This is a genomic window from Vibrio sp. 10N.222.54.A3 (genome assembly GCF_041474095.1).
GTDB classification, from domain to species: domain Bacteria; phylum Pseudomonadota; class Gammaproteobacteria; order Enterobacterales; family Vibrionaceae; genus Vibrio; species Vibrio crassostreae_C.
Genome location: NZ_JBFRTN010000037.1, coordinates 39,217 through 50,338, shown reverse-complemented (window position 1 = coordinate 50,338; position 11,122 = coordinate 39,217). Strand labels below are relative to the sequence as shown.

9 protein-coding genes are annotated in these 11,122 nt (G+C 46.5%); 2 read left to right on the top strand and 7 right to left on the bottom strand.

The annotated features are described in order from the left end of the window. Positions 1-37: 37 nt before the first annotated feature. The 7 genes from panC to sfsA form a co-directional block, all read right to left on the bottom strand. Positions 38-928, bottom strand: coding sequence for a pantoate--beta-alanine ligase (gene panC / locus AB4507_RS09245; protein WP_017059434.1), 891 nt, complete (start codon positions 926-928; stop codon positions 38-40). 8 nt (positions 929-936) lie between these two features. Beyond that, positions 937-1,731 (bottom strand): 3-methyl-2-oxobutanoate hydroxymethyltransferase, encoded by a 795-nt coding sequence (panB, locus tag AB4507_RS09240; protein WP_017059433.1) that lies wholly within the window; start codon positions 1,729-1,731, stop codon positions 937-939. Positions 1,732-1,753: 22 nt separating this feature from the next. Then, positions 1,754-2,239: a 2-amino-4-hydroxy-6-hydroxymethyldihydropteridine diphosphokinase gene (folK, locus tag AB4507_RS09235; protein ID WP_004735459.1), complete on the bottom strand. Its 486-nt coding sequence runs from the start codon at positions 2,237-2,239 to the stop codon at positions 1,754-1,756. After that, on the bottom strand, positions 2,236-3,591 hold the full coding sequence (gene pcnB / locus AB4507_RS09230) for a polynucleotide adenylyltransferase PcnB (RefSeq protein ID WP_019819797.1): 1,356 nt from the start codon (positions 3,589-3,591) through the stop codon (positions 2,236-2,238). The genes folK and pcnB overlap by 4 nt, the downstream gene beginning before the upstream one ends. Positions 3,592-3,774: 183 nt before the next feature. After that, positions 3,775-4,650 (bottom strand): tRNA glutamyl-Q(34) synthetase GluQRS, encoded by an 876-nt coding sequence (gluQRS, locus tag AB4507_RS09225; protein ID WP_102394609.1) that lies wholly within the window; start codon positions 4,648-4,650, stop codon positions 3,775-3,777. Positions 4,651-4,868: 218 nt separating this feature from the next. Continuing rightward, complete coding sequence (gene dksA / locus AB4507_RS09220; RefSeq protein ID WP_004738189.1) at positions 4,869-5,315, bottom strand: RNA polymerase-binding protein DksA; 447 nt, start codon at positions 5,313-5,315, stop codon at positions 4,869-4,871. Between the two features lie 135 nt (positions 5,316-5,450). Next, positions 5,451-6,176, bottom strand: coding sequence for a DNA/RNA nuclease SfsA (gene sfsA, locus AB4507_RS09215; RefSeq protein ID WP_102394608.1), 726 nt, complete (start codon positions 6,174-6,176; stop codon positions 5,451-5,453). Between the two features lie 34 nt (positions 6,177-6,210). Here sfsA and hrpB point away from each other — a divergent pair, with 34 nt between their 5' ends. Further along, positions 6,211-8,709: an ATP-dependent helicase HrpB gene (gene hrpB / locus AB4507_RS09210; protein WP_171732439.1), complete on the top strand. Its 2,499-nt coding sequence runs from the start codon at positions 6,211-6,213 to the stop codon at positions 8,707-8,709. Continuing rightward, entirely contained in the window at positions 8,706-11,105 is a 2,400-nt protein-coding gene (gene mrcB, locus AB4507_RS09205) for a penicillin-binding protein 1B (protein WP_017063253.1), read from the top strand. Before hrpB ends, mrcB begins: the two co-directional genes overlap by 4 nt. The last annotated feature ends 17 nt before the right edge of the window (positions 11,106-11,122 follow it).

Genomic DNA, 11,122 nt, shown 5'->3' with positions numbered 1-11,122 from the left:
CTCCTCCTACTCGATTTGCGTTAAGAGCAGAAGCCGACTATTCAGTCGTTTCTTCTTTCACTTCTTCTTTGGTTTCCGTTACCAAATCGAGAACTTGGTTATCGATAAGACGCGTCTTACCTAGGAAAGCCGACATTAGAATCACTGCTTGAGTTGATTCTGAAGTGATCGCTTGCAGAGTTTTAGCATCACAAATGAAGATTTCGTCAGGTTGAAGATCTGCAGCGCGTAGCTGGTCAGTAGCATCTTCAATCACTGATGCGTAATCATCGCGACCACCACGAATAGCGCTGCTGATCCAGCGCATAGTACGCGCTAAAACGGGCGCTCGTTGGCGCTCGTCAATCGTTAGGTTGCTATTGCGAGAGCTCATTGCCAAACCATCCATTTCACGAACGGTCGCAACGCCGACAACTTCAATGTCTAATGCTAAATCAGTGGTCATCTGGCGAATAACAGCAAGTTGCTGAAAGTCTTTCTCGCCGAAGCATGCAAAGTCTGGCTGAACGATATTAAACAGTTTAGTGACAATGGTTGATACACCACGGAAGTGACCTGGACGAGAGGCACCTTCAAGCATGTGAGATATGCCAGGGACCTCAACAAACGTCTGCTTGTCTAATCCATCTGGGTACATCACCTCTGGCGTTGGTGTAAATACTAGCTCAACACCTTCACCTGTTAGTTTGCTTAAATCTGCTTCTAACGTTCGAGGGTAGTTGTTTAGGTCGTCTGCACGGTCAAACTGCATTGGGTTTACAAAGATGCTTACCACAACGATGTCGGCCAGTTCACGAGCTTTCTTTACCAGAGTCAGGTGGCCTTCATGCAGGTTTCCCATTGTCGGTACAAAAGCAACCGTACGTCCATCACGCTTAAACTGTTTAATCTGCTCACGAAGAGCTGCTATTTCAGCAAAAGTTTGCATACTTACTCCTAAGCGATTGTATGAGCTTCATCAGGGAAGCGCGCGCTCTCTACTTCTTCTTTGTATAGAGCTACTGCCTTACGCATATCACCTGTTTCTGCTAGGAAGTTCTTAGAGAACTTCGGCATGTAGTTCGCAGAAATACCGAACATGTCATGCATAACCAAGATCTGACCATCGGTAACATTACCTGCGCCGATACCGATAACCGGTACGTCACAAGCTTCTGTAATTCGTTTTGCCAATGAAGCTGGCACACATTCAAGTAGAACGATTTGAGCGCCTGCGTTTTGCAGTGCTAACGCGTCAGCAACCATTTTGTCGGCTTGCTCGTCGTCACGACCTTGAATCTTGTAACCACCAAAGATGTTCACAGATTGAGGCGTTAAGCCTAAGTGCGCACATACTGGTACTGCGCGTTCTGTTAGCATTTTCACAGTATCAACCAACCAGCTTCCGCCTTCGATTTTTACCATGTTCGCGCCAGCACGCATCAAGGTAGCTGCGCTCTCACAAGCTTGTTCTGGCGTTGCGTAGCTCATGAAAGGCATGTCAGCCATAAGAAGACAGTTCGGGCTACCAGCACGCACTGAGCGAGTATGGTAAGCAATGTCTTCAACAGTTACTGGTAATGTATCGTTATGGCCTTGTAAAACCATACCCAGTGAATCACCGACAAGCAGAACTGGCATTTCTTGGCTTTCGAATAATTGAGCAAAGCTCGCATCATAAGCTGTCGAAGTCGCGAATTTACGGCCTTCACGTTTGCATTTGATCAGGTCGTTAATGGTTACTTTTTTCATTGGTTTTCCTTAATGCGCTTGGCTATTGTTGCCAAACATTGAGCCCGTTCTTATCTACTATTTTCAGTAGTTCTGTCAGCTCAGTCCCATCAGGGAGTTGTAAACTTGGTGCGATTTCAGCAAGCGGGTAGAGTACAAACTCTCGTTCTTTCATTCCATAATGAGGAACGATTAAGCGCTCTGAATCGATCACCTCATTGCCGTATAACACAATGTCGAGGTCCAAGGTTCTTGGCCCCCAACGCTCGTCTTTACGGACGCGCCCTTGCTCTAACTCGATCTTTTGAGTGCAATCAAGCAGTTCAATTGGCGTTAATTCGGTTTGGATAGCGACTACCGCGTTGATGTAGTCCGGTTGATTTTGCGGCCCCATTGGAGTGCTACTATATAGCTGAGAGGTCGCAATAAACGTTGATCGCGGTAGGCTTTTTAGCGTTTCGATAGCCAAATTTGCTTGGCTAACTGGGTCGGCAAGGTTGCTGCCGACCGCAATGTAAGCCGTTATCATTCTGATTGCTTACTCTTTTTGTTTCGGTAAGTCTTACGGCGACGATGGCCTGACTTTGATGGTGCTGCAACGTCGTTAGCCATCGCTTGACGCATGTTGCGACCGGCTGTTTGATAACGCTCCCACCATTTCGCAAGATCTTTAGTTTCGCCACCCTCAATCTCACCACGCATTTCTAGGAAATCGTAGCCTGCACGGAACTTGTTGAGCTCCATTAGGCGAACAGCGCGTTTACCGTTGCGACGAGGCAGTCGAAGTTGTAGTTGCCAAACTTCGCGAATGGTTGCGGTGTGACGGCGAGGAATCGCAATAGACTTTACTTGCTGATCAAGAATGATGTTACTCGCTTCCATGATCGCATCGTAGTGTGCCATACCCTGTTCAGCGACAAGTTTGTCTGCCAGCTTGTTCATTGGGTACCAAAGCATCGCTGCGAACATGAATGCTGGGTTTACTCGCTTACCGTCTTCGATGCGAAGGTCGGTTGAATCGAGAACCAAATCAAGCATCTGCTCTGTGTGAGAGTCGTAATCTTCTGTGAAGTATTCCGCTACAGCTGGGAACATCTGCTGAAAGAGGTTGTACTCGCGCATTAGGTGGTAGGTTTCTAAACCGTGACCTGATTGCAGCAATTTCAGAGACTCTTCGTAAAGACGCGCTGCCGGGATATCTCTTAGAAGGTGCGCTAACTCTTCAATCGGGTCAGCTGTGTCTTCTTCAATATCGAAATCCAGTTTAGCGGCGAAGCGCATTGCACGTAGCATGCGCACTGGGTCTTCACGGTAACGCGTTTCTGGATCGCCAATCAGGCGGATCAGTTTATCTTCTAAATCTTCTACACCACCCGCGTAATCGTGGATGCTGTAGTCTGCAATGTTGTAGTACATCGCATTGATTGTGAAATCACGACGCTCTGCATCTTCATCAACACTGCCATACACGTTATCGCGCAATAGCATGCCTTCTTTCGATTGTGCAGACACGTTTTTCGATGGTTCTTGGTGGTGGCCACGGAAAGTTGCCACTTCAATGATGTCACGACCAAACATGATATGTGCCAAGCGGAAACGGCGACCGATAAGGCGACAGTTTCTGAAGAGGTGTTTGATTTGCTCTGGCGTTGCGTTGGTCGCAATATCAAAATCTTTTGGCTGAGAGCCTAATAAGATATCGCGTACACCACCACCGACTAGAAATGCGTCAAAACCCGCACCATTCAGGCGATATAGCACTTTTAGTGCGTTGTCGCTGATCTGCTTGCGTGAAATATTGTGCTCTTGACGAGTATAAATATTCAGAGCTAATTCGTGGAATCCGCGTTGTTCGCTTGGGGTATTGTCGTTTGTATTCATTAGTTTAGAACAAAGTAGGTATCGCCAACTTTGTTTTTCTCTTAGTCCAAAGTGGTAGTGCAGAGTTTAATTGCGGCTAATAATAGCTTAGCGCGAGCCATTTGAGAACATCGTCTGCTTAACCACAGTGGTTGGTTATGGCATTTTTATGTGTCGTTTTTGCTATTTGCCGTGAGTTTCGAGCTAATTACAGTGCTCTTTTTGTAAACTATCAGGTAACTGACTGACGTTCCATTGCTGGCAGCCCCACAATAAAATCTCATCCATTGAAGCCTCACAAAGGGCTGTCGGGATATCAAAACCTAAGAATCGCATCGCGTTGAGTAACGTTGGTTTTGGATTGTCGAGATTGATTGCGGTGGCATGGTTCTGTTTTGACAGTTTATTCCCCAAGTCATCGGTTGCCAATGGTAAGTGCAAGTAGCTCACTGTTTTTTGCTTGAGCGTCTTGTACAAACTGATTTGTCGACCTGTTGGTTCTATCAGGTCTGCGCCTCTTACGACTTCCGTTACTCCTTGTTCGATGTCATCAAGTACCACAGCCAAGTTATAGGCAAACAATCCATCTCTGCGTTTAATAATAAAATCTTCTTCAGCTAATGCTTTAGGGATTTGAATCGTGCCGTGGCGCACATCATCAAAGGACTCTACAGGAAAATCCATGCGCAAGCGCACCGCTTGCTCACCTGAATCGATTAAGCCTGCATCTCGACAGTGACCATTGTAAAAGCCACCTAAAGCCTTTATCTGCTTACGAGTACATTGGCAGTAGTAGGCTTGATTGTCAGCGACCCATTGATCGATTTGAGCTTGATACAAGCCATGACGCTGGCTTTGATAAACGACTTCACCATCCCAAAATAGATGGTAAGCCTCAAGCGTCTTAAGAATCAGGTCTGCAGCGCCGGCCATTTCTCTTGGTGGATCTAAGTCTTCCATACGAACCAACCATTTTCCTTGGTTAGATTTTGCTTGGAAGTAACTACCAAGAGCAGCAACAAGTGAGCCAAAATGAAGAGGACCTGACGGTGATGGTGCAAAGCGCCCGATATAATTCATGTGTGAACAACCTAATCTGGATGGTACCGCAGTAACCGATTCTTAAGACGTTTGACAAGAGCTTTAATGCCTAGAACTAAGCTTCAATCTATAGAACAAGGTTTGATGTATAGAACTAAGGCTTAAAGCTGCTATTTACTATCAAGCGTGTGAAATACTTCGCTTGGATAACAAACAAAAAAGGGAGCCAAGGCTCCCTTTCTTTACATCTGCAAGAATTAACCTTGCATCTGTTTTTCTTTGATCTCTGCAAGTGTTTTACAGTCAATACAAAGATCAGCAGTTGGACGAGCTTCAAGGCGACGAATGCCAATCTCGATACCGCAAGAATCACAGAAGCCGAAATCGTCTTCTTCGATCTTGTCTAATGTCTTCTCAATTTTTTTGATAAGACGACGCTCACGGTCACGGTTACGTAACTCTAGGCTGAATTCTTCTTCTTGAGAAGCACGGTCAACTGGGTCTGGGAAATTCGCTGCTTCGTCCTGCATGTGGTGCACAGTACGATCAACTTCTTCCCTGAGCTGGTTGCGCCAAGCTGCTAAAATTTTTGTAAAATGTTCCGTTTGCTCAGGTGACATGTACTCTTCACCTGGCTTCTCTTGGTACGGTTCAACACCTGCGATGGCTAGGATGCCTAGCGCTTTTTTCTTAGATTCTGGCATACAGCATCTCCTATTTACACCTAGTCAACTGCAAAGCAGCTAATTTTAAGGCGGGTATCTATAGCAGAAAGAACGAATGGTGGCAAATACTCTTATTCAAACTTGCAATCAATGTGATTAGTTCAGCATCTTTGCCTAGCTATTGATAAATTCAACAGCTTGTTTTAGTTGTATTTGAGTACTGCTGAGCTCTGCTTTATAGCAAAGCACTTGAACTCCAGCGTCTTGTGCTTGTTTTAGTAATAACGAATATTTGGCGTCTATATGGTGTGCCGCAGACACTTTTTCAATACCTGAATGTAAAACAGTGAATAAAAGTACGGCTCTATTTCCAGATTCGACCATTTCTGTGAGTTCACGCAGATGTTTTTGGCCTCTGGTTGTGACCGCATCAGGGAAAAAACCTTGCCCTTTAGTTGACGTTTCTAGCTCGTCGAGCAAAGTGACGCTTTTCACTTCGATATAGCAAGGCGGCTTTTCGTTATCTTCAAGCAGAATATCAATGCGACTATTCTCACTGCCATATTTCACTTCGGTTCGTAACGCGTTATAACCTAAGAGTTCAACTATAGTCCCATTTTCAATTGCTTCCACTGCTAGCTGGTTTGCCCGCGCAGTATTTACACAAATACGATGACCTTTGTCTGTTTCTGAGATCTCCCAGCTGTTTGGGTACTTTCTTTTTGCATTATCGGAGGTTGAGTACCACACCGTATTGCCAGGAGTCGCACATCCTGTCATCGCTCCAGTGTTAGCGCAGTGAATAGTACGCTCGCTACCGTCAGGAAGTTGGATGTCAGTGAGGAAACGTTTATAGCGTTTAATAAGAGTCGCAGGCTCTAATGGCGGATTGAAGTGCATATTACTTATTTAGACAGGTAGGTTTTTATGTACAATGTTGCCAACATTACACCACAAGGTTCTCCCATTGCCACAACTGCCCATAGAAGCTGTGATGCCAGATCTGCTCGCTGGCGTAGAAACACACACTCAACTTATTCTAAAGGCCGCTCCCGGTGCGGGTAAGTCAACATTCTTCCCTTTACAGTTAGTTAAGACCAACGCCGTTCAAGGCAAAATCATCATGCTTGAACCGAGGCGTTTGGCTGCAAGGAATATTGCTACTTACTTAGCGAGCCAATTGGGAGAAAAGGTGGGAGAGAGCATTGGCTTTAGAGTTCGTGGTGAATCTAAAAGCAGCAGTGCGACTCGCTTAGAGATTGTTACTGAAGGGATCATGACAAGAATGATCCAAACCGACCCTGAATTAACTGGGGTTGATATGGTGATCTTTGATGAATTTCACGAGCGCAGTATTCACGCCGATACCGCATTGGCGTTTAGCTTAGAGATCCAAGAGGCGTTGCGTGACGATCTGAAAGTGGTAGTGATGTCGGCAACTTTAGATCAACAAGCTCTGCAAACTTTGCTGCCGAATGCCAAATACGTTGAATCACAAGGTCGCACCTTTCCGGTCGATTTCCGTTATCAGCCTCTTAACGCAAATGAATATCTAGCCCCTAAAATGGCTAACGTGATTCGCTCTCTGATGGAGAAAGAGTCAGGCTCACTTCTGGCCTTTTTGCCGGGCGTTTCTGCGATTAAGCAGGTGGAATCTCAACTAGAACAATTCGCCAATGATATCGATGTGTGTCCTCTGTATGGGCAACTCAGCTTTTCTCAACAGCAGAAAGCGATCGCGCCATCAGAGAAAGGGCGTCGAAAGGTGGTGTTAGCGACCAATATTGCTGAGACTTCTTTGACGATTGAAGGTATTCGATTGGTGGTTGATTCTGGGCTTGAACGTGTGGCGAAGTTCGATCTGAAAACCGGTATTACTAAGCTTGAGCAAGTGAAAATCTCGCAATCTTCAGCTGAACAACGAGCAGGTCGTGCGGGACGAATTGAAGAGGGCTTGTGCGTTCGTTTGTACAGCGAAACGCAGCTGATGCAGCAACCAGCTATACCAGAACCTGAAATTCTTCATTCTGATTTGTCTTCGCTGGTGTCTGAATTGACGCAATGGGGCGCTGCGAGTGCTGATGAACTGCAATGGTTAGACGTTCCACCCAAAGCTTCTATCGGGCAAGCCAAGCAACTCTTACAGACTCTTGAATTGTTAGACGATAATGGTCAATTTACGGCATTAGGAAAACAGGTCCAACGTTTAGGTCTAGAGCCTCGTATTGCCAGCATGTTGGTTAAAGCGCAGCAAGGTAGTCCTGCTCTGTTGAATGTCGCGATTGTTGCTGCTGCTTTGCTGGAAGAGCCGGAGCGCAATGTGACGGATATTCAACACTCTTTGCATCGACTTAAGCAAAGAAAACATTCCAAAAATAGCGTTGTGATGCAGCGAGCGAAAAGTCTCGCGAGCAAACTCAATCATCACTTAGATTTGTCACAAGCTGACGAATCATTGCTACCATTAGTGCTTTGTTTTGCCTTCCCAGACCGGATTGCACAAGTGAGAAGCGCGACCAGCAGTGCTTTCCTTTTGGCGAATGGCCACGGTGCTGAGGTTCGTGATGATGATCCACTGGCGAACAATAACTATATCGTAGTGATTGATTTGATGCGCAGCACAGGGCGAGCCAGTCAGATTTTCTTAGCCACCGCGGTTGATATCGCACAGTTAGAAGCTGAATTTCCAAAACTGTTTGTGCGTTCCGATTACGCCGATTGGGATGAGAAACGTGGCCGTTTAGTTGCTGAGCAGCGTGTATCTCTGGGCAAGTTGATTATCAGCACCAAAGCTTTACCTGATCCCGATGCGAATCAGGCGAGCCAAGCGCTGCTCAATTATGTCGCTCGATGTGGGTTGGATCGCTTAAATTGGACAGCTTCGGCTAAGCAGTTGGTTGAGCGTGTACGCTGTGCAGAGCTTTGGATGCCTGAGCATGATTGGCCAGCGATGGACGATGCGAGTTTGATTGAACACCTTGATGAGTGGCTATCTCCCTATCTGAATGGCATTAAGTCGGCAAAAGGACTGTCTAGTGTTTCGATTGAGCAAGCATTGTCGGCTTATCTTGGTTGGCCTTTGAATCAAGAAATCGACCAATGGTTGCCAACGCACTATCTGATGCCAACAGGCAGCAAGAAGGCCATTCGTTATCAATATCAATCTGAACCAGTGATCTCAGTGCGAATGCAGGAAGTCTTTGGCGAACAAGACTCGCCATTGATCGCGCAAGGGCGTAAAAAAGTAGTGCTTGAGCTCCTTTCTCCAGCACAGCGACCACTACAAATTACTCAAGATTTAGCTGGCTTTTGGGCTGGCGCGTACAAAGAAGTACAAAAAGAGATGAAGGGCCGTTACCCAAAACATCCTTGGCCGGATGACCCTGCTAACCATGTAGCAACCACTAAAACTAAACGACAGTTGAATCGATGATGACCAAAATGTTAACGCCAAAAAAGGCACCACCTAAAAAAGCGCCAGCAAAGAAGTCACCAGCGACCAAAGCCAAGCCAAGAAAACCAAGAGCGGCTGCGAAAAAGACCAAACCTAAGGCTAAGAAATCTGGCAAAAGAGGTTGGTTGAAGATCCTATGGGGCATTTCTTGGAAAGCGGGCTTAGCGCTTGCGGCATTGCTGTTGTTCGTCGGTATTTATCTTGATTCTGTGGTCAAACAGCGCTTTGAAGGTCAGCTGTTTGATTTGCCAACCGTGGTTTATGCGCGAGTGCTAGACCTGTCTCCGGGAACTCCGGTGAGTTTGGTTCAGGTTAAGAATGAGCTCGATGTACTTAATTACCGTAAGGTGAACGCGCCTCGTCACCCAGGCGAATACTCTTCTTCTTCGACCAAGATTGAAATGATTCGTCGTCCGTTCGAGTTTGTTGATGGACCGGAAGCGGATCGTCATGTGATGCTGCACTTCAATGGTAACGAATTAACTCGCATTCAGTCGCTGGAGAAGAAAGGCGACATGGGCTACCTGCGTGTTGAACCGAAAATGCTTGGCATGCTTGAGAAAAGTAACGATGAGCAGCGCCTGTTCTTAAAACGCAATCAGTTCCCAGAAGTGATGGTTGATGCCTTACTGGCAACCGAAGACCGAAACTTCTATCAACACGATGGTGTGTCGCCACTGGCCATCGCTCGTGCAATGGTCGTTAACGTCAAAGCTGGGCGAACGGTACAAGGTGGTAGTACGCTGACACAACAGTTGGCAAAAAACCTGTTCCTGTCCAGTGAACGTACATTGTGGCGTAAGGTTCGTGAAGCCTACATTGCACTTATCTTAGACCATCGTTACAGCAAAGACCGTATCCTAGAGGCTTACTTAAACGAGGTTTACCTTGGGCAAAATGGTGGGCAAGCGATCCATGGCTTCGGTTTAGCGTCTCGCTTGTACTTCGGTCAGCCAATTCAAGAGCTGCGCATCGATCAACTAGCACTGCTGGTAGGTATGGTGAAAGGACCGTCGTATTACAATCCGGTTCGTTATCCTGAGCGTGCCAAGACTCGACGAGATCTGGTTCTTCGCTTATTGATGCAGCAAGACATATTAACTCCGCGACAATACGAAGAAGCGGCGAGTCGTGATTTGGATATTCAAGACAACCCGCGCATTGCTAGCCGTCAGCCCGCTTACTTCCAACAAGTAAATATTGAGCTTAAGAAGTATGTCGGCGATCGATTTGAGGCGAAAAAAGGGATTCGAGTCTTTACCTCTCTGGATCCGGTCTCTCAAGACAAGTTAGAGAAGTCGATTGCACGTAAGGTGCCTGATTTATCGAAAACCGCAGGTAACAAACTGGAAGCTGCGGCTATTGCCGTGGATAGAAATACCGGTGAAATCCGAGCTATGGTCGGTGGTAAGCGTACTGGCTACGATGGCTTTAACCGTGCCTTGAACGCGAGTCGTCCTATTGGTTCTTTGGTTAAGCCAGCAATCTACTTAACCGCATTAGAGCAGCCCCAGAAGTACACGTTAGCGACAACATTGAAGGACACGCCATTGAGCTTGAAAGGCAGTAAAGGCAGTGTATGGAGCCCAAGAAACTTCGATCGTAAGTTCCGTGGCGATGTGCCTTTGTATGTGGCGCTTTCTAAGTCTTACAACGTACCTACCGTTCGTTTAGGCATGCAGTTAGGCATTGATAGCGTCTCGGATACGATTGGAAAGCTGGGAGTCGATAAAAATGAGATTCGTCCAGTACCATCGATGTTTTTGGGTTCGTTCTCACTGACTCCATTCCAAGTCGCGCAGATGTATCAAACCATTACTAATTCTGGGCGTATTGCACCTTTGTCTGCACTTCGCTCTGTGGTTGATAACGATGGTGAGGTTTTGTATCAGTCGATTCCTCGCGTATCACAAAGCGTCGACCAGCAAGCCGCTTGGTTAACAACCTATGCGATGAAGCGTGGTGTATCGGAAGGTACAGGCCGTTTCCTACAAGGTCAGTTTGCATGGGCAGGGTTAGCTGGTAAAACGGGCACTAGTAATGACAGCCGAGACAGTTGGTTCGTGGGCGTTGATGGCCGTGAAGTGACGACCATCTGGCTAGGGCGTGATGATAATAAGCCGACTAAACTTACTGGTTCGAGTGGTGCGTTACGTGTTTATGCCGATTATCTGAAACAGAGAACACCCGAGCAGTTATTATTGCCTTGGCCGACAGGAATTGTCACCGCTAACTTTACTCGAACTTCTGAAGGGGCTTTAGAGTTTGATTGTGACGGTGCAGTTAAACTGCCACTTTGGGATGAGGGTGGAAACATTAAAAAGGGCTGTGAAAGTCAACCAAAACAGTGGCTAAAGAAGCTTTTTCAGTGGTAAAGTCGTAACAAGAAAGA